The organism is Acinetobacter sp. QJM3NY_42 (assembly GCF_056173745.1).
Genome location: NZ_CM149689.1, coordinates 2,422,235 through 2,444,998 on the forward strand (window position 1 = coordinate 2,422,235; position 22,764 = coordinate 2,444,998).

Annotated in this window: 20 protein-coding genes and 4 tRNA genes; 9 read left to right on the forward strand and 15 right to left on the reverse strand. The window is 41.5% G+C overall.

Translation table 11 applies throughout. The features are described 5' to 3' along the window. Nucleotides 1–538 precede the first annotated feature (538 nt). From AC0VYT_RS11480 to acnD, 5 genes are all read right to left on the reverse strand, one after another. Nucleotides 539–1,246, reverse strand: a complete 708-nt coding sequence (locus AC0VYT_RS11480) for a DUF1003 domain-containing protein (protein WP_005018807.1) — start codon at nucleotides 1,244–1,246, stop codon at nucleotides 539–541. A gap of 39 nt (nucleotides 1,247–1,285) precedes the next feature. Beyond that, complete coding sequence (locus AC0VYT_RS11485) at nucleotides 1,286–1,969, reverse strand: hypothetical protein (RefSeq protein WP_005018806.1); 684 nt, start codon at nucleotides 1,967–1,969, stop codon at nucleotides 1,286–1,288. A 140-nt stretch (nucleotides 1,970–2,109) separates the two neighbouring features. Then, nucleotides 2,110–2,292 carry a zinc ribbon-containing protein gene (locus tag AC0VYT_RS11490; protein ID WP_227499300.1) on the reverse strand — a complete coding sequence of 61 codons (183 nt, stop codon included), beginning with the start codon at nucleotides 2,290–2,292 and terminating at the stop codon, nucleotides 2,110–2,112. 73 nt (nucleotides 2,293–2,365) lie between these two features. Beyond that, a complete protein-coding gene (locus tag AC0VYT_RS11495) occupies nucleotides 2,366–3,325 on the reverse strand; it encodes a hypothetical protein (RefSeq protein WP_005018801.1) in 960 nt (319 codons plus the stop codon). Between the two features lie 140 nt (nucleotides 3,326–3,465). Continuing rightward, entirely contained in the window at nucleotides 3,466–6,072 is a 2,607-nt protein-coding gene (acnD, locus tag AC0VYT_RS11500; protein WP_005018799.1) for a Fe/S-dependent 2-methylisocitrate dehydratase AcnD, read from the reverse strand. Nucleotides 6,073–6,332: 260 nt separating this feature from the next. Between acnD and ygfZ the strand changes: the two genes are divergently transcribed. Beyond that, nucleotides 6,333–7,052 carry a CAF17-like 4Fe-4S cluster assembly/insertion protein YgfZ gene (gene ygfZ, locus AC0VYT_RS11505; RefSeq protein WP_005018798.1) on the forward strand — a complete coding sequence of 240 codons (720 nt, stop codon included), beginning with the start codon at nucleotides 6,333–6,335 and terminating at the stop codon, nucleotides 7,050–7,052. 428 nt (nucleotides 7,053–7,480) lie between these two features. Then, nucleotides 7,481–8,269 (forward strand): tetratricopeptide repeat protein, encoded by a 789-nt coding sequence (locus tag AC0VYT_RS11510; RefSeq protein WP_005018797.1) that lies wholly within the window; start codon nucleotides 7,481–7,483, stop codon nucleotides 8,267–8,269. A gap of 44 nt (nucleotides 8,270–8,313) precedes the next feature. Here the strand turns inward: AC0VYT_RS11510 and AC0VYT_RS11515 are convergent, their stop codons facing one another. Continuing rightward, the gene (locus tag AC0VYT_RS11515) at nucleotides 8,314–9,435 is read right to left on the reverse strand and encodes an NADH:flavin oxidoreductase/NADH oxidase (protein WP_005018796.1); all 1,122 of its coding nucleotides are present in this window, start codon (nucleotides 9,433–9,435) and stop codon (nucleotides 8,314–8,316) included. A gap of 167 nt (nucleotides 9,436–9,602) precedes the next feature. Further along, nucleotides 9,603–10,169, reverse strand: coding sequence for a DNA-3-methyladenine glycosylase (locus AC0VYT_RS11520; protein ID WP_005018795.1), 567 nt, complete (start codon nucleotides 10,167–10,169; stop codon nucleotides 9,603–9,605). Nucleotides 10,170–10,256: 87 nt separating this feature from the next. Here AC0VYT_RS11520 and mutM point away from each other — a divergent pair, with 87 nt between their 5' ends. Further along, entirely contained in the window at nucleotides 10,257–11,075 is an 819-nt protein-coding gene (mutM, locus tag AC0VYT_RS11525; protein ID WP_005018794.1) for a bifunctional DNA-formamidopyrimidine glycosylase/DNA-(apurinic or apyrimidinic site) lyase, read from the forward strand. A 26-nt stretch (nucleotides 11,076–11,101) separates the two neighbouring features. Continuing rightward, a complete protein-coding gene (locus AC0VYT_RS11530) occupies nucleotides 11,102–11,386 on the forward strand; it encodes a peptidylprolyl isomerase (RefSeq protein ID WP_005018793.1) in 285 nt (94 codons plus the stop codon). A 94-nt stretch (nucleotides 11,387–11,480) separates the two neighbouring features. Here AC0VYT_RS11530 and mscL read toward each other — a convergent pair whose 3' ends face one another. Next, nucleotides 11,481–11,927, reverse strand: coding sequence for a large conductance mechanosensitive channel protein MscL (mscL, locus tag AC0VYT_RS11535; RefSeq protein ID WP_005018792.1), 447 nt, complete (start codon nucleotides 11,925–11,927; stop codon nucleotides 11,481–11,483). A gap of 174 nt (nucleotides 11,928–12,101) precedes the next feature. After that, nucleotides 12,102–13,937 carry a translational GTPase TypA gene (gene typA, locus AC0VYT_RS11540; protein ID WP_005018791.1) on the reverse strand — a complete coding sequence of 612 codons (1,836 nt, stop codon included), beginning with the start codon at nucleotides 13,935–13,937 and terminating at the stop codon, nucleotides 12,102–12,104. A gap of 174 nt (nucleotides 13,938–14,111) precedes the next feature. Here typA and AC0VYT_RS11545 point away from each other — a divergent pair, with 174 nt between their 5' ends. From AC0VYT_RS11545 to AC0VYT_RS11555, 3 genes are read left to right on the forward strand one after another with little or no spacing between them, the layout of a single operon-like run. After that, nucleotides 14,112–15,482 (forward strand): uracil-xanthine permease family protein, encoded by a 1,371-nt coding sequence (locus AC0VYT_RS11545; RefSeq protein ID WP_005018788.1) that lies wholly within the window; start codon nucleotides 14,112–14,114, stop codon nucleotides 15,480–15,482. A 59-nt stretch (nucleotides 15,483–15,541) separates the two neighbouring features. Next, nucleotides 15,542–16,558 (forward strand): class I SAM-dependent methyltransferase, encoded by a 1,017-nt coding sequence (locus AC0VYT_RS11550; RefSeq protein WP_005018787.1) that lies wholly within the window; start codon nucleotides 15,542–15,544, stop codon nucleotides 16,556–16,558. Between the two features lie 18 nt (nucleotides 16,559–16,576). Then, the gene (locus AC0VYT_RS11555; RefSeq protein ID WP_005018786.1) at nucleotides 16,577–18,040 is read left to right on the forward strand and encodes an amino acid permease; all 1,464 of its coding nucleotides are present in this window, start codon (nucleotides 16,577–16,579) and stop codon (nucleotides 18,038–18,040) included. A 401-nt stretch (nucleotides 18,041–18,441) separates the two neighbouring features. On the opposite strand, the gene omp38 is transcribed toward AC0VYT_RS11555, so the two are convergent. Then, nucleotides 18,442–19,488 (reverse strand): outer membrane protein Omp38, encoded by a 1,047-nt coding sequence (gene omp38, locus AC0VYT_RS11560; RefSeq protein ID WP_005018785.1) that lies wholly within the window; start codon nucleotides 19,486–19,488, stop codon nucleotides 18,442–18,444. A 382-nt stretch (nucleotides 19,489–19,870) separates the two neighbouring features. On the opposite strand from omp38, the gene AC0VYT_RS11565 reads away from it, so the two are divergent. Next, nucleotides 19,871–20,395, forward strand: coding sequence for a type IV pilin protein (locus AC0VYT_RS11565; RefSeq protein ID WP_005018782.1), 525 nt, complete (start codon nucleotides 19,871–19,873; stop codon nucleotides 20,393–20,395). 110 nt (nucleotides 20,396–20,505) lie between these two features. Further along, entirely contained in the window at nucleotides 20,506–21,681 is a 1,176-nt protein-coding gene (locus AC0VYT_RS11570) for a thiolase family protein (RefSeq protein ID WP_005018781.1), read from the forward strand. A gap of 58 nt (nucleotides 21,682–21,739) precedes the next feature. Here the strand turns inward: AC0VYT_RS11570 and AC0VYT_RS11575 are convergent, their stop codons facing one another. From AC0VYT_RS11575 to AC0VYT_RS11595, 5 genes are all read right to left on the reverse strand, one after another. Next, entirely contained in the window at nucleotides 21,740–22,201 is a 462-nt protein-coding gene (locus tag AC0VYT_RS11575) for a DUF2750 domain-containing protein (RefSeq protein WP_005018780.1), read from the reverse strand. 76 nt (nucleotides 22,202–22,277) lie between these two features. Next, nucleotides 22,278–22,353, reverse strand: a tRNA-Val gene (locus AC0VYT_RS11580). A 102-nt stretch (nucleotides 22,354–22,455) separates the two neighbouring features. Beyond that, nucleotides 22,456–22,532 (reverse strand) — tRNA-Asp (locus AC0VYT_RS11585). Nucleotides 22,533–22,575: 43 nt separating this feature from the next. Further along, nucleotides 22,576–22,651: transfer RNA gene (locus tag AC0VYT_RS11590), tRNA-Val, on the reverse strand. Between the two features lie 19 nt (nucleotides 22,652–22,670). Then, a tRNA-Asp gene (locus AC0VYT_RS11595) sits at nucleotides 22,671–22,747 on the reverse strand. Between the last annotated feature and the right edge of the window lie 17 nt (nucleotides 22,748–22,764).

Below are 22,764 nucleotides of genomic sequence, written 5' to 3' on the forward strand. Positions count from 1 at the left end.
TTGATTTATAACAGGTTAATCAGTTGATTTTCTGGTCTGGAATTCAACCTGAAGAAACAGCTTTATATTTTTGAAAGTATTATTTTGATAGTTCTACTATCTAAAGATTTATTGTAATAACAGAATATTTCAGGTGTCAGGGAAAACTTTACGGTTTACTTCAACTATCATAACTTTGTAAGTGATGATCTTATAGCCTATAAACTTCTGGTTTATAGCGTCCTAAGCCGAATCGAGACCTTTTGGGTAAGTACTGCACTCGCGTTTTGCGCCGCTCACAGCATGCTACTCTTTTCGATCCCTACTACACCTTGAGATCTACTTTAACTAAAGCTGGACGGAATTAATTTTCGAAGTTCAGTTAATTTTTATATTTTTTAGAAAAATTTTCTACTAAAAGTAAAATTTTAAGGATTTTTTCTTTTATCTCTCATTTTTTAATATTTTTATTGCAGTAAAGTTTATTTTTACAGAATTATTTTCTTTTAAAATCAGAAAACTTCTAACTCTATATTTATCTCGTCATTAAATAATTTTATTACTTTAAGTTTCTTTTGTTGAGCTCAGTTAAAAGATCTAGCTGAATTTCCTGAATTTTAGCTAATCGGTCCCACTGGTGCATCAGCAGATGATCAAGCTTTTCATGTAAATGCCGGATTTCAAGTTCTGCTTTCAGGTTGACCTGATAATCATTTTGCGAACGTAACCGGTCTTTGGCTTCCTGACGGTTCTGGCTCATCATGATAATAGGCGCCTGCACTGCAGCCAGACATGATAAAATCAGGTTTAGCAAGATAAATGGATAAGGATCTGCCGGACGGTTTATCATTATAACGGTATTGACTAATATCCAGCCTGCCAGAAAAAGTGTAAAACAGATCAGAAATGCCCAGCTACCACCAAAAGTTGCTATTTTATCGGCCAGCCGTTCACCCAGTGTCCAGTTCTGGTCAAATTCTGTTTCTGTGTCTTTTGTAATAAGCTCATGTTCTTGCAAGCTTTGAATAACTTCATACTGAAGACTAGAAACTTCCCCCTGTTCAGACTTTAATAACCCTTGTACGTACTGCATACGATAATGGGTTAAATCAACCTGACAAATGTAATCATGAATAGACCATGCTGGAAAATCCTTTGCTATTTCCTGTGTAATATCTTGCCGTACCGTATCTAAAGGAATCAGACTCTTTTCATTAAAATTTTTTTTACAAACCAGACATTTATGTAATTCGTTTTTATCATTCACCCTTATGTCCTTTTTTGTAGTTCAGTCTGCTTATTTTAATTAATTTAAACGATCAAAATCTTTAATTTTAGATAAATAAACTGGTGCCTGATTCATCTTATACCAAGTTTCTTTAAATTTTGGTATATCGTCATCCCGGTTCTTATTTATATTTTCTCTTACTAATTTACGCTGAGTTAAGTAGTTAATACTTGTTTGACTATTAATATAAGGACCGAAATTATCTGAATTGTCATAGCCTACCAATTGCAGATCATGTTCTTTTAGTTGAAAGCGATAGCGCCAGTAACCATAACGGCCATGGGCATAATGCACATTCAGCAACCCTTGTTCGACAGATAATAGTAATTCCGGCGCATAATATACGCCCCCATCTTCATACTCCGACGAGAAGCATGACAGATTCTGTATGATCTTTTTATATTGACCATTTTCATTTACAAGCACAATTATGCCACGACGATTTCGGTCTAGCTTTCCCTGATACTCATCATTTACCCATTTTGCAGGATCAGTTGCCTTAACTATCAGCACCACATCTGTTTTCCGGTCTTTATTCAAATCTCCTGTTATAACTTCAGTAAGTCTATAACTTCTCGGAATATAAGATTTGTAGCGACTACTGTCTTCTTTCAGCCGGATTTCTTCAGGACTTTTATTTTCAGCCCATATTAATGTTGGAAACGTAACAACCATGAAGAATATAAAAATATAAGGAATCATCAGAATGATACTTCCAAGGTAATAGCTTTTTACAGTATGAACTCGACTGTCTGTAAAATACAGGAGTGTTTAAAAAGCAAAAAGCCCTATAGAGTAATAGGGCTTTTCTAAAAAACAGGGGTATCTGTTTTATTTATTGCTTAAGCCACCTTATCGTTATATTGGGTGCCGTAGCATTTGGTACACGGGGGTAAACGGTCTGTACCAATTTCTAAGTAAACGCGATGTCCGCATTGAACACAAAAATAGAAACCTGTTCCCGGTTTTGAGCCAGCTGTTACCATCTTTGTTCTCCATGAGTGTTTAGAAAATGGTCTAAGCAGTATAACCCTGTTGTGATGAATGTCTATTGTCCATTTTTGTAAATGATGATGGCAGATGGGCGAAGTAGTATTTCTAAAATGTATTCGCAAAATTAGACTCTAATTTAGGCACTTCAATACTATTTACTGTGAACAGATTTAAAATATCATCTCTGTCCATAAAAATGATCTGACTTCTACGATTAGCGTCTAATTTGTTACCTAACCAATTTCTTGCTGCTTTAGTAATTTCGCCACCAGCAATTATATAAGCATGATCAACCAAGACTCTTTTATTAGTCTCAGGATCAAAGATCTCATGTCCTAACATCATTGTGGTTTGGTTATAAATTTCAGCAATATTATGGTTACCTGATTTAGAAACTCCAGATGAATCTAGCTTCCCTTTTTTAACTTGTATTCCAAAATAAATTATATGTTGCGTAGGTAAAGTATATTTCATCCATATGTCTTTACCGTACTCCAAAGCTTTATCCTTATGACCTGCAACAGTGATCCGTTGGAATCCTATAGTTCTAAATAAGGGGAGTAAAATATTTTCAATAAGCTGGTCTTCGGAACATTTATTTAAGTAATCTGCTAGGTGCTCTCTTTTTTTTATTTCTGCTTCTGAAAATACTCTATTTGGATTTTCATTAGGTTTTATTGTTTGATTCGTAATTATATTTTTAATATAAAGATTATTATCTTCTCCATAATAAGCTTCATAACCTTCTCGACTTAAAGGCTTATTAAGTTCAATCAATGCATTAATCCTATATGGATCATCTTCTGTAGCCTCAGATTTATGCATTAATACCCTTAAAACATTTATAAATTTTTCAGGTAAGCAGTTTTGCAGGCATGGTTCTTGTAATAGCTCATTCAATCGTTCAGCTGTCCAATACCATCGAGTAGAACCATCATGCTTAAATGGTAAATCACATTCCTCAAAAAATTCAGTAATAAACATACTACTCTTGTATTTAAAATAGTTTTTATCACCAATAATACATTCAGCTAGTGCGCGTAAATTTCGATCCTTGAATTTCATAAAACTTAGTTTTTAAATTATTTAACGACAATTTAGATTATTATTTAACCAATTTCAATAAAATAAAATCTCCCCTAACCCCTCTTTAAAAAGAGGGGAACTCTCTCCTTTTTCAAAGGAGGGTTGGGGAGGATTTTAAATTAAGCCACATTCCCTTCCAAAAAATCCTGTGCAAAGCGCTGTAACACCCCACCCGCTTCATACACATGTACTTCTTCTTCGGTATCCAGACGGCAGGTCACAGGCACTTCAATCGTCTGTTCTTTACCATCATCTGTGGCACGTTCAATCACAAGCATCAAAGTCGAACGTGGTGCAATATTCCCAATCACACTATACAGCTCAGTACCATCCAGTTTTAATGTTTTACGATCTGTACCCGGCTTAAATTCAAGCGGCAACACGCCCATACCAACCAGATTGGTCCGGTGAATACGCTCAAAACCTTCAGCCACAATTGCTTCAACTCCCGCCAGACGTACACCTTTGGCAGCCCAGTCACGACTTGAACCCTGGCCATAATCCTTACCGGCAATAATGATCAGCGGCTGCTTGCGATTCATGTAGGTTTCAATCGCCTCCCACATGCGCATCACCTCACCTTCAGGCTCCACACGCGCTTTTGAACCCTGCTTAATGGTACCGTCAGAACGTACCACCATTTCGTTATACAGTTTCGGATTCGCCAGGGTGGCACGCTGTGCAGTCAGGTGATCCCCACGATGCGTCGCGTAAGAGTTAAAGTCTTCCTCGGGCACACCCATTTTTGCTAAGTATTCACCCGCTGCCGAATCACGTACAATCGCATTTGATGGAGATAAATGATCGGTAGTGATGTTATCGCCAAGGATTGCTAAAGGACGCATATTTGCAAGGGTACGCGGTGCAGCCAACGCTCCTTCCCAATATGGTGGACGGCGAATATAGGTACTTTGCGGCCGCCAGTTATATAGCGGGCTTATTGCCTGCTCGGATCGGTCCAGATTGAACATAGGGATATAAACCTGCTGAAACTGCTCCGGTTTTACACTACGTGCCACCAGTTCATCAATTTCCTCATCAGAAGGCCAGATATCTTTCAGATAAATCAGGTTTCCTGCCTGATCATGACCCAGCACATCATTTTCAATATCAAAGCGGATAGTCCCAGCAATTGCATAGGCAATGACTAATGGCGGTGAAGCCAGAAATGCCTGTTTAGCATAAGGATGAATCCGGCCATCGAAGTTACGATTACCAGAAAGTACAGCTGTGGCATACAGGTCACGGTCAATAATTTCCTGCTGGATAGCCGGATCTAACGCGCCTGACATACCGTTACAGGTGGTACAGGCATAAGCTACGATACCAAAACCGAGTTTTTCCAGATCTTCAAGCACCCCTGCTTCTTCAAGATATAATGCTGCCGCCTTTGAGCCGGGGGCAAATGAAGATTTCACCCAAGGCTTACGGGTTAGACCTAACTCATTGGCTTTACGTGCCAGCAAACCAGCAGCTACTGTATTTCGTGGGTTCGACGTGTTGGTGCATGAGGTAATGGCAGCAATAATAACTGCCCCATCCGGCATTAAACCGTCATCACGCTGTTCAACTACCCCGGCAATTCCTTTTGCTTTTAAGTCACTGGTAGAAACACGCGCATGCGGATTAGATGGACCGGCGATGTTACGGGTTACCTGAGACAGATCAAAACGTAATACTTTTGGATAAACCGCTTCTTTCATCTGCTCGGCCCAGAGCCCGATCTGTTTGGCATACTGCTCAACCAGTTGTACCTGCTCCGGTTCACGACCTGTGAGGCGCAAATAGTCGATAGTATTCTGGTCAATATAGAACATTGCTGCAGTGGCGCCATATTCCGGTGTCATATTGGAAATCGTGGCACGGTCACCGACTGACATGCTATCAGCACCTTCCCCAAAAAACTCCAGATAGGCACCTACTACACGCTCCTTACGTAGAAATTCAGTTAAAGCCAGCACAATATCAGTCGCAGTAATGCCAGGCTGACGCTGTCCAACCAGCTCTACACCAATGATATCCGGCAGACGCATCCATGAGGCACGGCCAAGCATCACGTTTTCAGCTTCCAAGCCACCCACCCCAATCGAAATTACGCCCAGCGCATCGGTATGGGGGGTATGCGAATCTGTTCCGACGCAGGTATCTGGAAATGCAACACCATCTCTGACCTGAACCACTGGTGACATTTTTTCAAGGTTAATCTGGTGCATAATGCCGTTTCCAGCAGGAATGACATCAACATTTTTAAATGCAGTTTTAGTCCAGTTAATAAAATGAAACCGGTCTTCATTACGGCGGTCTTCAATAGCGCGATTTTTTTCAAAAGCATCCGGGTCAAAACCGCCATATTCTACAGCCAGCGAATGATCAACAATCAGCTGGGTCGGTACCACCGGATTAACTTTGGCCGGATCACCGCCCTGTTCAGCAATTGCATCACGCAGGCCTGCCAGATCAACCAAGGCAGTCTGGCCTAAAATGTCATGACAAACCACACGTGCCGGATACCATGGAAAGTCACGAGTCTGGAGGCGCTCAATCAGTTGCTGTAAAGATTCGGTTAATATTTCTGGTTCACAGCGGCGCACCAGTTGTTCAGCAAGTACTTTGGAAGTATAGGGAAGCTGGTCATAAGCGCCTGGCTGAATATCTTCGACGGCCTGACGCACATCAAAGTATTCAAGCTGGGTATCTGGCAACGTTTTGCGGTATTGGTTATTCATACGTACTTGCCTCTGCATCTTTTTGCTTTATTTCATCTTTTTGTGTTGATTTCACTTTCCGTGCATTGGCATTGTACGCTGTTCAAAACCCATTTCCCAAATCTTATATATTTCAAATACCTATATATAAAAATACTGGTTTTTGAAATATTTAGTTACCTTTAAATAGGCTTTTCTAGCAAAAAGCTGCTTTTTTATTAAAAATCAGGGAAAATACAACTCATTCTTTAGTATTAAATTGCAAGATTGAGACTGATAACATGACTAGTTTGGCTTTTCTCTGTTTTAGCTTAAAAGGTGTTGATGCACAAAAATTCTTGCAGGGCCAAGTCACGGCAGATGTAGAGCGGCTGGACAGTAACTACCGTTATACTGCTATTTGTGACTTAAAAGGCCGTATTCATTTTGGCTTATGGTTAAGTCGGCAGGATGCTGAAAATTTCAGTATTGTGGTGACTCAGGACCAGTCTGAAGAATTTGCCAAGCATATCCGCAAATATGGTGCATTCTCTAAAATGACATTTGAAGATATTGGTGCCGTTTTTCCAAGCATGGATAATGCTCTCACCAGATTTAGTAGTGAAGATACGGATTTAAATGCCTGGCAATTACAGGCAATTGAACAGGGCCAGGCCTGGATCACCAGTTTAACCGAGCATGAATTCCAGCCTCAGGAACTACGTCTGCATCAGCGTGGTGGTGTGCATTATGACAAGGGGTGTTATCTGGGTCAGGAAATCGTCGCTCGGCTATGGTTCAAGGCAAAACCGAAGCACTGGCTACATTTAGTACAAGGCTCAGGTACTGCCCCTGCTCCGGCGACTCTACTGCATGATGATGTAGAAGTGGTTAATAGTATCGCTGTTGAAAATGGCTATAAGGCATTAGTAGTCGCTAAACCGGTAGCACTTGATACGCTTGGATTAACCTTATTGGAATTGCCAGAATCGCTTAGAGGCGATGTGGCACGGCCAAAATAAAGCTGTGTTTGAAATTATGGGTCGTAAATATGACCTCCAGTAAATCTGGAGGTTTTTTATCAATCAGTCTATATTTTTTAAAACTCATTCTTTCAACCCTATTGTTCTGGAAAAAACCAGGTTTAACCAAATTTTTAATATAAAAATCAAACAACTATAAATATTTTTTATCTCTGAAGCAGGTTAAGATATAAAAACTATTTCAATAGTTTTAGAGCTTTCATTAAAAATTATTACCTAATACATTCTTTTATTTTTTAATCAGAATTTAAAGAAAGACCGGCATAGTCATAGCTGTAGCCTGATTAATCTTGCAAGATTTTTGGTGTCCCATATTTACATTCATATAATTCAGCTTATGATTTATGTTGAATGAATCACAGTTATTCCACATAAATGGAATTATGTGCAGAAAGAAGAGGAAAAAAATGAAAAAAATTCTGCTCGCCAGCCTGATTGCAGTCACCAGCACGTTTAGCATGGCTGCACCAAGTAGTGATAAAAATCCGGCTTTTGAACAAATTGAACAGCTAATTAAAGCAAATGATTACACCACCGCTTATCAACAGTTGCAAAAGCTGGCTCAAGAAGGTAATCCGCAGGCGTTGTATAATCTGGGTTACCTGACCCAGGTGGGAAAAGGCGTAACTAAAAATGAGCAGCAGGCCTTAAAATACTACCAGCAGGCCTCAGAGAAAGGCTATGTAGTGGCCGATTATGTACTTGCCAATAACTACGTGACTGGTGGACTGGGCCTGCCTAAAGATGAGAAGAAAGCCAGAGAGTATCTGGAAAAAGCCTCAAATGCGGGCTTTGATGATGCAACTGTCCAGCTTGCAGTGGCGCTATTTTCAGAAAATAAGCCAGCATCTGACCAACAGGCATTAAAGCGACTTGATCCGCTTATCAAGAAAAACAGTATGCCGGCAATTCATACCAAGGCACTCTATGACATTAGTACGGGGATCAAGAACAAGCAGGAAACCAAGGTTAATCAGGGGCTCCAAAGTATTCAGAATCTGGCCAAAAAAGGTTATATACCAGCCTTGATGGCAGTGGGTAATATGCTTGCCAATGGAACCATTGTGCAGCAGAATCTGCCTGAGGCACAGAAAATTTTTAGTGCACTGGCCCAGCAGAATGTTCCACGCGCTAAAGAATCACTGGATACCGTTAATAAAATGATGACTGATCAGAATAAAGCCAAAAAAAGCTAAAGATTGAATATAAAACCCCGCCAGATGACGGGGTTTTTTATAATTTATTTTTCTGCTTTAAAAGGATGGAACAACTCTTTTAAACCATGCGGTTGACTCCGTAGATACTGCGGTGCGATCGAAATATTTTCACCAAGTTTTGCAGCTGCATGCCAAGGCCAGCGTGGGTCATATAGCATAGCACGGGCTAAACCAATTGCATCTGCCTGACCTTTTTGGAGGATTTCTTCGGCCTGTTCGGGCTCGGTAATCAGTCCGACTGCGATAACAGGAATGCTTACACGCTGTTTAATTTTCTCTGCGAAAGGCACCTGATAATTTGGCCCGACTTCAATACGCTGCATTTCATGCAGTCCGCCTGATGAAACATGGATGTAAACCGCTCCCAGCATCTGTAGGGCTTTTGATAGGCCGGCACTACATTCTACATTCCAGCCTCCCTGCTCATCCATCCAGTCAGTAGCTGAAAGACGTACCCCGACCGGGAAGCCTGCTGGTACTGCATCACGAATCGCCTGAAATACTTCCAGTACCATCCGCATACGGTTTTCAAGTGAGCCGCCATATTCATCTGTACGCTGATTGGATAAGGGCGATAAAAACTGATGCAACAGATATCCATGGGCTGCATGGAGTTCAATCAGGTCAAAACCTGCTTCGACTGCACGACGCGCAGCTGCCGCAAAATCTGCCTGTACCTGATGAATCTGATCAAGTGTTAAGGCATGTGGTTTCAGGTCAGCTGCGGCAAAACTTAATTCACTGGGTGCCACCGTATTCCAGCCATATTCATGATCTGGTGCAATCTGGCCTTTGCCTAGCCATGGCTTATCGGTTGATGCCTTACGCCCGGCATGAGCTAACTGAATCGCAAAAGGCATGGGAGATATCTGGCGGACTTTACTGAGCAAAGCCCACATCTGATCGCGTTGCTGATCATTCCATAAGCCCAGATCAGCATAGCTGATTCGACCTTCAGCCTGTACCGCCGTTGCCTCTACAATGCATAAACCGGCACCAGACAGAGCATAATTGGCCCACTGCTGTTCATGCCAGTAAGTCACCTCACCCTGATCAGTGGCTGAATATTGGCACATAGGTGCAATAATAATGCGGTTGGCAAGTTCAAGGCTACCAAAATTAACTTTCTCAAACAGCTTGGCCATATATTTCTCCGGTTTTATTATTAAGTGGGCAGAGTGCCTAGACGCTCACTAGCCTACACTGAACCAGCTTTATTTTTATAGTCCAGCCTAAAAAAACCATACAAAATCATGAGCAAGACAGCCTTTAATACAACATACTCTGTACAGGAGTTAATATGAACCAAACCTTAACGGCTCAAACTCGGATGTGCTTTCCAGCAGTAACGCTCCAGCCAGTCTTTGGCCTCTTCAGCATAGTCGATCCCAATACGCGGTGTCTGTACAATTTCAGGCTGCTGAGTTTTCTGTTCTATCCATAGCCCACTTTCCAGTCCGACTTTTTGTCCTTTAAAAGTACGATTAATTCCCATATGCCGGGTCAGTTTCCCTGGACCAGCCATTAACTTGAATTCCTGCCGTGTCTCGGCATCCTCAAAATAGCCGGCCCGCAACATCACACCTTCTGGCACACCTTCAGTCTGGGTAATAATATTAAGCATTTCATACATACCATAGATCAGGTATACATAAATAGTTCCACCTGCTTGGTACATAACTTCGGTACGTGGTGTTTTACGGTTATTATAGGTATGACAGGCTTTATCCTGACAGCCCAGATAAGCTTCTGTTTCTGTAATGATACAGCGCCTGATTTCTCCACTATCTTGGCGCACACATAACCTACACCCAACCAGATCATGCGCAACGTCTGAAGTATCGCGCTGAAACCAGGTTAAAGGTAGAATCTCTGCCATGTGTTCCCTCCTTTTCATATCAATGCCAGCTTGTAAATTATTCATGCAACCCGATATTATTGCTATTGCATAAGAATGAGTCGATCAATGCCTGAATTACCCGAAGTTGAAACCACCAAAAAGAGCCTCGAACCCTTATTACAGCAAAAAGTTATGTCTGTTGAGGTCCGTGAGCCGCGGCTTCGCTGGGCCATTCCTCAAGATATTCAAAAGCTACAAGGCCAGAAGCTCATCAGGTTAAATCGCCGCTCTAAATATATTCTTGCGCAGTTTGAACACGATACCATGTTATGGCACTTAGGCATGTCAGGTTCGTTTCGCTTGTGTGAGCCTGCGACCGAATTACGTAAACATGATCACTTGATTATTAGTTTCGAAAATATACAGCTGCGTTATCATGATCCGCGTCGTTTCGGCTGTATTTTATGGCTGAACCATGAAACACAAAATAAATTAATTGACCCATTAGGACCAGAGCCACTATCTGAGGCATTTAATACTGAATACCTGGTAAATAAACTCAAAAACAAGCAGGTCGGCATAAAAGTTGCACTCATGGATAATCATGTAGTGGTCGGTGTCGGCAATATTTATGCAACCGAGAGCCTCTTCAATACCAGAATCCATCCAGCTCAACCTGCTTCAAGCTTAAGCTATGAACAAATTGATCAGCTGGTGATTGAAATTAAAAGGATTTTAAAATTTGCAATTGAACTGGGGGGTTCGACCTTGCGTGATTACAGTAATGCCGCAGGAGAAAATGGCTATTTTCAGCAGACTCTGCTGGCATATGGCCGTGAAGGCGAAATGTGCATTAATTGTGAAACGCCTTTGCAGAATATCCGTTTAGGGCAGCGTGCAAGTGTTTTTTGCCCTGAATGCCAGCCGCTACGAACAGTAAAATAAACCGGTTCAGTTGCAGGAGAAATTATATGAAAACAGCAATCGTCCGTCATATTCTGGTTAAAGAAAAAACACTGGCTGAACAGTTGAAAAAGAAGCTTCAGAGTGGTGCAGACTTTAATAAACTTGCACAGCAATACTCGACCTGTAACTCAGCTAGACGCGGAGGTGAACTGGGTGAAGTCAAAAAAGGTCAACTGGTGCCGGTAATCGATAAACTGGTTTTTAGTGGTGCTGAACGTGTAATCCATGGTCCGGTAAAAAGCCAGTTTGGCTTCCACTTGCTGGAAATCAAGTTCCGTATGAATTTCTAGCGGTTTTATTCAGCTTTATTTTTTTAAAACTTAAAGTGACGCGTTCGGTCAAAATAAAAAACGGCATTTGTTGTGCCGTTTTTCCATTTATATTTTAAGGTGCGGGGCGATTTTTAAGCACATCACGGATTTCGCGCAGTAACTGGATATCTTCTGGTGTAGGTGCTGCCTCTTCTTTAGATGGTGCTTCCTCGTGTTTACGGCGTAAACGGTTAATCATTTTAACCATTAAAAAGACAACCCAAGCCAGCAACAGAAAATTAATCAAGATAGTGAGAAAATTGCCATAGGCAAAGACATTCAAACCTGCTTCCTTGGCCGCTGCAAGATTACTAACATTATTTGGATTATCGCCTAGCACCAGAAACCAGTTAGAATAATCAACTTCTCCACCCAGAATAAAAGAAATCAGGGGCATAAAAATATCTTTAACCAGAGAGTCAATAATTTTATTAAACGCCCCACCAATAATGACACCAATTGCAAGATCAATCATATTGCCTTTAATGGCAAATTCTTTAAATTCTTGAATAATACTCATTCTATCTCCAGACTCAATTTACCGATGCCCTAATTTTTTTCACATTCTTAATCCTATTTAAAGGGCATTAACCTTTAGGATAATTTAGCGATTTCTTTAAAGATTCCAATTTCTTTTTGTTATTTATATAAAAAACCGCCAGATTACTGGCGGTTTTTTCAACTTAAACGAAAATTAACTGCGTGAAGCACGTTTACGTTCGTTTTCTGTCAGGAATTTTTTACGAATACGGATTGATTTAGGTGTAACTTCAACCAGTTCATCATCTTCAATAAATTCAAGCGCCTGTTCCAGCGTAAATTTAATAGCTGGAGTCAGTGTTAATGCTTCATCTGTACCAGATGCGCGCATGTTAGTTAACTGTTTTGCTTTAGTCGGGTTGACTACCATGTCGTCTGAACGTGAGTTCATACCAACAATCATGCCTTCATAAACTTCAAGCTGTGGTTCAGCAAAAAGACGGCCGCGGTCTTGCAGTGAGAACAAAGCAAATGCCAGACAGGTACCATTTACCATAGAGATCAGCACACCGTTTTGGCGTTTAGCTACAGCACCTGCTTTGGCTGGGCCATAGTGTGAGAAGCTAGAAGTCATGATACCTGTACCAGAAGTGATGGTCAGGAATTCAGAACGGAAGCCGATCAGACCACGTGAAGGTACAGTTGCTTCAATACGGATACGGCCTTTACCGTCAACTTCCATATTGGTCAGCTCACCCTTACGGTTACCCATCTGTTCCATGATTGAACCCTGATGCTGTTCTTCAACATCAAAGGTCACATTTTCATACGGTTCCTGCATTTGACCGTCAACTTCTTTCATGATCACTTGAGGACGGGATACACCCATCTCGAAGCCTTCACGACGCATGTTTTCAATCAGTACAGACAGATGAAGTTCGCCACGACCTGAAACTTTGAAACGGTCCGGGCTGTCTGTATCTTCAACACGTAAAGCAACGTTATGGATCAATTCGCGGTCCAGACGTTCACGGATATTACGTGAAGTCACGAACTTGCCTTCACGGCCAGCAAATGGTGAGTTATTTACCTGGAAAGTCATAGATACGGTTGGTTCATCTACAGACAGTGGCGGTAATGCTTCAACATTTTTCGGATCACAAATAGTGTCAGAGATGTTTAGTGCATCAATACCGGTAATACATACAATGTCACCTGCATTTGCAGAATCAACATCGATACGCTCGAGGCCATGGTAACCCATGATTTTCAGAATACGACCATTACGGGTCTTGCCTTCTTTATCAATCACAGTTACTGGTGTATTGGTTTTAACTGAACCGCGCTGAATACGGCCAACACCGATTACACCAACAAAACTGTTATAGTCAAGTGATGAAATCTGCATTTGGAATGGGCCATCAACATCAACTGCTGGTGGTTCAACGATGTCAACAATAGTTTCAAACAGCGGTGTCATGTCTTCAGCCAGTTCTTCTGGTGAAGGACCAGCAACACCGCGTAAGCCTGAAGCATATACAATCGGGAAGTCTAACTGTTCATCAGTTGCACCCAAGTTGTCGAACAAGTCAAATACTTGGTCGATAACCCAGTCTGGACGGGCACTTGGCTTGTCTACTTTGTTAATAATGACGATTGGTTTCAAACCACGTGCAAACGCTTTTTGTGTTACAAAACGGGTTTGTGGCATTGGGCCTTCTTGAGAGTCAACCAGAAGAAGTACACAGTCTACCATCGACATAACACGTTCAACTTCACCACCAAAGTCTGCGTGTCCCGGAGTATCTACGATGTTGATACGGTAAGTGGTATCAGTACGCTTATCTAACCATGTAATCGCTGTATTTTTAGCGAGAATGGTAATACCACGCTCTGATTCAAGCGCATTCGAGTCCATGACACGCTCAATCTCGCCGGCACGATCACCGAGTGCACCTGATTGTTGAAGAAGTTTATCGACAAGAGTGGTTTTCCCGTGGTCAACGTGCGCAATAATTGCGATGTTGCGGAGAGTTTTGATATCTGACATGAAATTCGATACGCCTACAATTTTGAGGGCAAATTATACAAAAAAATGCTACGCATTAGTAGTGACAGTTGATTGACAACTACAATATATTTTGACAAGCGGTGTACTTTAAGGTTTTTAAAGTGTAACAACTCGATTAGAATAGCGCCACCTTGCCACTCCCCTGTTTGTCTCATGTCTGACTTAAACACTTCATCTGATCAAAATGAGCGTCTAGATCTAGTCTACGGCCTTAATGACCGGCCTCGTCCATTAATTGCATTTCTGGCTGCATTACAGCATTTGCTCGCCATCATTGTACCTATTGTTACTCCAGGCCTGCTGATCTGTCTGGCGCTGGGGGTGTCTCGTGAAGATACCAACATGATTTTATCAATGTCTCTGGTCATTTCAGGTATCGCAACATTCTTGCAGTGTAAGAAAGTCGGACCATTTGGTGCTGGACTATTGATTGTACAGGGCACCAGTTTTAATTTTATTGGCCCTATCATTGGGATTGGCTCAGCCATGGTAGCGTCAGGCACGCCGGTAGAAGCGGTTATGGCTGCTATTTTCGGTGTAGTGATTGCAGGCTCATTCATTGAAATGGGGGTATCCCGTATTTTACCTTGGGTAAAAAAACTGATTACGCCTTTAGTAACTGGTATTGTTGTACTGCTCATCGGGTTAACCTTAATTAAAGAAGGTCTGATCTCTATGGGCGGTGGTTATCAGGCAATGGAAAGTAAAACTTTTGCCAGCGCCGATAACCTGATTATGTCTTGTACTGTCCTGGCAATTATTATTTTGCTAAACCGTATGCGAGCAGTCTGGATCAAAAGCTCTGCCATTTTAATTGCTTTAGTTGCCGGTTATATTCTGGCCGGATTTATGGGTTATTTAGACTTCTCTACGCTTGAAGAGGCGCCTTTAATCCAGATACCGACACCAATGCACTTTGGATTAAGCTTTTCATGGAGTTTATTTATTCCGATGGCGTTCATCTATCTGGTTACCTCATTAGAAGCAATTGGTGATATTACCGCAACCAGTAAACTGTCAAATCAGCCAGTAGATGGTGATAGCTGGATGCAGCGTATTAAAGGTGGTGTTCTGGTAAATGGTGCCAACTCTTTGCTGGCAGGTTTATTTAATACTTTCCCGAGTTCAGTCTTTGCACAAAATAATGGTGTCATTCAGCTGACTGGTGTGGCTAGCCGTTATGTAGGTTTGTGGATTGCAATTATGCTGATTATCCTGGGTCTGTTCCCTGCCGTTGCCGGGATTATTCAGGCAGTACCACAAGCGGTACTCGGTGGTGCAGTGATGGTGATGTTCGGGGCAGTTGCTGCATCCGGGGTAAATATCCTGTCAGGTATTCAGCTTGACCGTCGTGCCCTGCTGATTATTGCAATTTCTCTGGCACTGGGCTTAGGTGTGGCGCAGGTGCCTCAAATTCTGGAACATTTGCCTGAATTATTTAAAAATATTTTTAGTTCTGGTGTAGCAACAGGTGGTATTGCAGCATTAATTCTTAATATCGTATTACCTGAAACCAGGAAATAATACTTGTTATAGTGATATTGCCCAGCCCAGCCTGGGCATTGTTTTTGATGAGAAATGCCATGGATCCAAGAAGTGAAGTTGTGCTGCGGCAGATTGACCAGCTCTCTGGGCAGGTGCTTTTTATTCATGCACCTAATGATCAGCTATTAAACCAGTTGGGACCGCGGATAGATGCTTCTATCTGGACCTGGAATTTTAGTGATTATCAGGGGTTTCAGGCAGCAGGTTTTAAAACACATTTTGGTGTAGATTTTCCGCAACAACAGTTTAATCAGGTGGTCATATTTGTTCCCAAGTCCAAGGAATTGCTTAACTATGTACTACATAATATTGTCAGCCATTTAGAAATCGGTCAGTCTGTGTTTTTGGTCGGAGAGAAAAAAGGAGGTGTTGAACGTGCAGCCAAGCAGTTACATACTTTTGGGCATCCGGTCAAGCTCGACAGTGCACGTCATTGCCAGTTCTGGCAATTAAAACTGGAACATATAGAACAGCAAAAACCACTAGAGAGCTGGTTAAAAACCTATACTGTCCAGTTAAAAGACCAGCAAATCGAGATTTGTGCCCTTCCGGGCGTTTTTAGCCAGAGTCATCTGGACGTTGGCACCGCTGTATTAATTCCTTATCTGGACCAAGTAAAATCAGGTACACTTGCCGACTTTGGATGCGGGGCTGGTGTTATTGCCTGCTATTTGGCAAAATCCAATCCGGCAAATACTGTATATGCTCTTGATGTCGATGCTTTTGCTTTACGTTCAACAGAACTTACTTTTCAGCGTAATCAGGTTCCAGCATCCCAATTGCGTCTGCAACCTGTGAGCAGTATTGCAGATGCACCTTTTGAGCTTGATGCAATTGTCAGTAATCCGCCTTTTCATCAGGGTATTCATACCCATTATGAGGCCAGCGAAGAACTCTGTAAGACTGCGCCTCAGCATTTAAAGAATGGTGGCGAGCTATGGATTGTTGCAAACCGTTTTTTAAATTATCCCCATTTGATTGAACAGCGTTTTGGTCAATGCACTCTTAAGGCTGATCAACAAGGCTTTAAAGTTTTGTATGCCTGTGCGCGTTAATGTAATAAAGGAATCTCGATGAGCGAAATAAATCAGCCCGCGAAACTCAAGCGCAAGCTGGGAGCTCGCCACTTAAATATGATTGCGATCGGTGGTTCTATTGGCACAGGACTGTTCCTTGCGTCAGGATCAACTATTGCCAATGCCGGTCCTGGTGGTGCGCTGCTGGCTTATGGCCTAATCGGTATCATGATCTATTTTCTGATGACCAGCCTTGGTGAACTGGCCACCCATAATCCAACCTCTGGTGCTTTTTTTACCTATGGCAGCAAATATGTAGAAGATGGGTTTGGTTTTGCCTTGGGCTGGAACTACTGGTACAACTGGGCTATTACTGTCGCATTTGAACTGGTGGCAGTTCAGTTCATTATGAAATTCTGGTTTCCAGATATTCCTGGTTTTTACTGGAGTGCAATCTTTCTGGCCATCATTTTCGGCATCAATGCACTGACCGTTAAAGGATTTGGAGAAAGCGAATTCTGGTTTTCCATGGTCAAAGTAGTAGCCATTATTGCCTTTATCATTATTGGTATCGCCATGATTATAAAAATCATGTTAACGCCGGGAATGATTACTTTTAGCAACTGGACCAAAGGCGAAGCACCATTCGTTGGTGGCTTACAGGCAATGATCGGTGTAGCCATGATTGCTGGTTTTTCATTTCAGGGCACTGAGATGGTCGGAGTAGCTGCAGGGGAATCCAAAGATCCAAAACGCACTATTCCGCTTGCTATTAAACAGATTTTCTGGCGTATCCTGCTGTTTTATATCGTATGTATTTTTATCATTGGCACGTTAGTGAGCTATGATGATCCAAGATTGCTACAAGCAGCTGCCAGTGAAGATATAGCACTTTCACCCTTTACTTTACTTTATGAACAGGCCGGCTTTGCCTTTGCTGCCAGCCTGATGAATGCTGTAATTTTGACTGCCATTCTATCGGCGGGTAACTCGGGTATGTATTCGTCCACTCGTATGTTATTTGATATGGCACGTGAAGGCCGGGCGCCAAAAATATTTTCTAAGCTGGATTTACGTGGCGTTCCAATGAACGCATTATACGCCACCACTGCGATTGCCGCGCTGTGCTTCTTGACGACATTTGTCGGTGAGCAGGAAGTCTTTAACTGGTTACTGAATATGTCGGGCATGTGCGGTTTCATTGTCTGGTTGGGTATTGCGATCTCACATTATCGTTTCCGTAAAGGTTATATCGCGCAAGGCTACAAGCTTGAAGACCTGGCTTATCGAGCAAAATTCTTTCCTTTCGCTCCATGGTTCGCATTTATTTTATGTTCCATTATTATTCTTGGGCAAAATTATGAAGCTGTGACAGGAGGAAAAATTGATTGGATTGGACTGCTATCAACCTATATCAGTATTCCCTTGTTTTTAGTCATCTGGTTTGGTTATAAGCTTAAACATAAAACCAAGTTAGTTTCTTACAAAGAAATGGATGTTAAACCGGGAAACCTTGACTAGTCCCTACCTTCAAGAACTTAACCCTCTTTCTAAATATGAATATACCCAGCTCACTCTATATATGATTGTGCTGGGTATTTTTATTTCTATATTTCTTTATACTTGTAGCGCTCTTGGTTATTTTCATATGACATAAGATGTAACTATGAAAAGCAATTATTGCCTTCTAAATTAGGAAATAAAAATTATTCTACTATATCGCGCCTGCTCTTCTTAAAAAATTCAGATAAATAAGTAGCCTATAAGTTAAGAATAAAAATTAAGGTAAAAATTTTGAACTGACCAGAGATAAACAGTGAGTAATTAAAAGTAAAGATAGATACTGAAAGATGGCTTATTAGAATAAAATTAGTATAAAAAAAAGCAGTTCCGAAGAACTGCTTTTTTTAGTTAAACTCAGATTATTGAGCTTGACCTGGTTGAGCAACAACAGTACGGCTACCAGTAATTGTCGCGAATACACGACGGTTCATAGCACGACCTTCTTTAGTGCTGTTGTCAGCAATTGGTTGATCCCAGGCAAAACCTTGAGCAGTCAAGCGAGATGGATCAATATTGTACTCGTTCACCAGTGAAGATTTCACAGAGTTAGCACGAGCCAGTGACAGACGTTCGTTCAGAGCACGTGGACCAGTGTTATCAGTGTGACCATCGATGCGAGCAGTAGCATTTGGATATTCTACTAACTTCTCAGCAACTTTAGCGATTTCTGGCTTGTACTGATCTTTGATATTTGATTTGTTAGTATCAAAGAACACACGAAGTTCCATATTCAGATCTTCAGTCAGTTCTTGTGGTTGTGGCTCAACAATTGGTGTTGGCTCAACAGGAACAACTTCTACTACAGGAGCAGCAGGTTTCAGGTGACCACCTAAAACAACGTTCAGACCAGCTAAAGCTGTATAGTTCCAGAACTGCTCGTCAAAATGGTAAGTACCACGTGCTTCTGTACGTAGAGACAGGGCATCATTAATACGCCAGAATGCACCAAGACCTGCGTTACCTAGAGTACCTTCTTCATCTAAGCCACGACCAGCACGACCAGCATCAGTGTCAAACTCATATTTATAGTGACCAGCACCTAACAATGCATAAGGCTTGATTTTACTGTCATAGTTTTTAGTGAACAGGTCAGAAGTAACATAGAAGTTACCAGCGATATTTTCGCCTTTATATTCATTACCTGCAACGCTGGTATCACCTTTGATCTGGCTATATTCAGCTTCAAAACCTAACCATGGAGTAAGTTCAACACCAAGTGCTGCACCAACAAACAGGTCATCATCAAGTTCTACGCTATCAGTCAGGTCGCCATCGTTACCGCCATTGTTGTGCTGGGTATCAAACATTGTGTAACCAAGCATTAATGGGGTAATAGTTACGCCAGCATTTGCAGCAGCAAGAGGAGCAGCAACAAGCATAGCAAGTGCAATACGACTCAATTTCATGGATTATCCTCCAGAGATAACATTGTTGTTCAAGCTCAGCCTAAAACTAACTTTTTGGCTCCTGAGATAAGCTTATATATACCCCAGTATTATTTTTAAGCTACTCACTTTGAATCATACAAACACTTTGTTTTTTTTCCAAGTGCTTGATAATTTTAATCAAGTAAATTATTGACAAAATTACTTACAATTTCCGTTGTAATTCGGTAAATTTTCACTCAATTTATTCTAATGAATAGCTTATCTTTTTCGCTTCTGTTTATTTTAACAGTATTCAAAAGCTAAGCTAATGATCATTTGTTCTGGTTTTGAATGCAATAACTACACACTAATTTACTGTTAAAAAAACAAAAAACTATAATAAACAGGTAATTTTTTAACCATGAAGAAAAATAACAATGGAGTTTCTTTACTGGAACTCGTAGTTTGTATAGCGATTGTGGCAATTTTAGCTTCTTTTGCTATTCCTGCTTACCAAGAGTACCGAGCACAGCAGGAAGCCAAATCACTTCCACACTTATTAAACATGCAGATTATTCAAGCTAAAAATTATGCATTAACTTATCGTAATCAAATAGTTATCTGTTCAAGCCAAAACCTAGAACAGTGTGAAGATGAGCAATGGAATAAAGGTTTGCTCATCTTTGTAGATACCAATAATGATAAGGAGCTTAATTCTGATGAAAAAATACTGTCTAAAATAATGCTTGATCTTGAGTATGGTCGACTAGATTGGCGAGGGGCTCTTAATAAACCGCGTTTGTTTTTTAAAGCAGATACCGGGCTACCGCGTGGTTCGAATGGTAGTTTTTTCTATTGTGCCAGCTCATCTACTAACCTAAATAAACGTTTAGTACTTAGTCCTATGGGCCACTTACGAGTAGAATCGTTAGCAAGTACTTGCTAAGAACTGTTCAGTCTAATGTTCACTAGTGTTTATTCTTTATTCATTAATTTTTTCTAAATATACTGCTCAAGATCAGTTATTTTTATAATGAAATAGTGGAGATTAGAACAATGGTAAACATCGTGATTCTTAACGGTGCGCGTACTGCGATGGGTGGTTTCCAAGGTTCACTCGCTACAAAGACTGCACCAGAATTGGGTGCAGCAGTAATTAAAGAAGCAGTTTCCCGTGCTGGGCTGCAGGCACATGACGTTGAAGAAGTCATTATGGGCTGCGTGCTTCCAGCAGGCTTAAAACAGGGTCCTGCTCGCCAGGCAATGCGTTTGGCTGGCATTCCAGATAGTACAGGCGCTGTTACTATTAATAAACTCTGTGGGTCAGGCATGAAAGCTGTAATGCAGGCCGCAGATATGATCAAAGCCGGTTCAGCAGACATTGTAGTTGCAGGCGGTATGGAGTCCATGACAAATGCGCCTTACCTTCTGCCAAAAGCCCGTGGAGGTTTTCGCATGGGTCATGGCGAAATCAAAGACCACATGTTTCTTGACGGCCTGGAAGATGCAGAAACTGGACGCCTGATGGGATCTTTTGCCCAGGATATGGCCAATGAGCGCGGTTATACACGTGAACAAATGGATGATTTTGCCATCCGCTCTTTAAAACGTGCTCAAACCGCAATTACTGAAGGTTATTTTAAAGATGAAATCGTCCCTGTAACTGTATCTAGCCGTAAAGGTGAGGCAGTAGTAGATCAGGATGAGCAGCCATTTAATGCCAATATTGATAAAATCCCGTCTTTGCGTCCGGCTTTTGCAAAAGATGGAACAATTACAGCAGCCAATGCCAGCTCAATTTCGGACGGAGCATCTGCGCTTGTTCTCTGCTCAGATGAAACTGCTAAGCAACGTGGTTTACAACCTTTAGCAAAGATTATTGCGAGCGCTTCAAACTCCCAGCACCCTTCTGAATTTACCATTGCGCCGGTAGGTGCAGTAAAAAAAGTTCTAGACAAGGCAGGCTGGACCGCGGCTGATGTCGATTTATGGGAAATTAATGAGGCATTCGCAATGGTTACCATGTGCCCAATCGATGAGTTTGGCCTTGATCCAGAAAAAGTAAATATTCATGGTGGTGCATGTGCTCTTGGTCATCCTGTAGGTTCTACCGGCTCACGTATTATTCTGACACTTATTCATGCCCTGAAACGTACAGGTGGACATAAAGGCATAGCTGCGTTATGTATTGGTGGCGGTGAGGCTACAGCTGTGGCAATTGAAATTCTTTAAAAATAATCAAATAAAAAATCCCGCTATTGCGGGATTTTTTATTTAGAAAAATAAACTTTTAATGAAGACGAATACTTCGAGGAGCAGGTAATTGCATTTCTCTAAATACTTCGGGTTGCTGTAAATACAGCTGATATAAATAGTTTTTAAGATCAAGTAAAAATTTTTCTGGTCGAACCAGAATATTTTGTCCCTCTGGTGTCAGATCTAAAGACAGATGTGTGTCATTTACCCTCAGATAAGGCAGAACTTTTCCAATCAAATCTTTTAATGTAATTTCATGAATCTTATAGTTTTCCCACTGATCTTTTATTAACAATCTTGCCAGACTTCTACTTTGCCAGGCGGGAAATGCCTGCTGACCTGAAGGCGTTGCGCAGAGTGCCCATCCTTCATGATAAAGCGCAATAATCATACGTTGCGCGATAATATTTTGAATAAATTGCTGATAGTTCTCGAGCACCGAATAAGTTTTCTGCTGATTTTTTGATACAGTTTTACGCTGATAAGGGTTTTTCATAATTATTAGTTATATTAAGAATATTTTTAGACAATCTTAGGGGAACAAATAATGTTTTGCAACTGAAGAGGATATATGGTGGGCGCTGACGGGATCGAACCGCCGACATTCTGCTTGTAAGGCAGACGCTCTACCAACTGAGCTAAGCGCCCTGAGAAATAGCATAGCTATTAGAGATAGTAGCATAAGCAGTTATGCTTATACACTAATTAATATCTTAATCTCAGGAAATTAGGATACCAAATTTTATGAAATGGCGCAGCGGACGGGGCTCGAACCCGCGACCCCCGGCGTGACAGGCCGGTATTCTAACCAACTGAACTACCGCTGCATCACATTACATTATTTAAAATAATGTAAAAGTCACTAAGTTATGGTGGGCGCTGACGGGATCGAACCGCCGACATTCTGCTTGTAAGGCAGACGCTCTACCAACTGAGCTAAGCGCCCTCAATAGGATTTGCATAAATGGCGCAGCGGACGGGGCTCGAACCCGCGACCCCCGGCGTGACAGGCCGGTATTCTAACCAACTGAACTACCGCTGCATTTGCACAATGTCGCT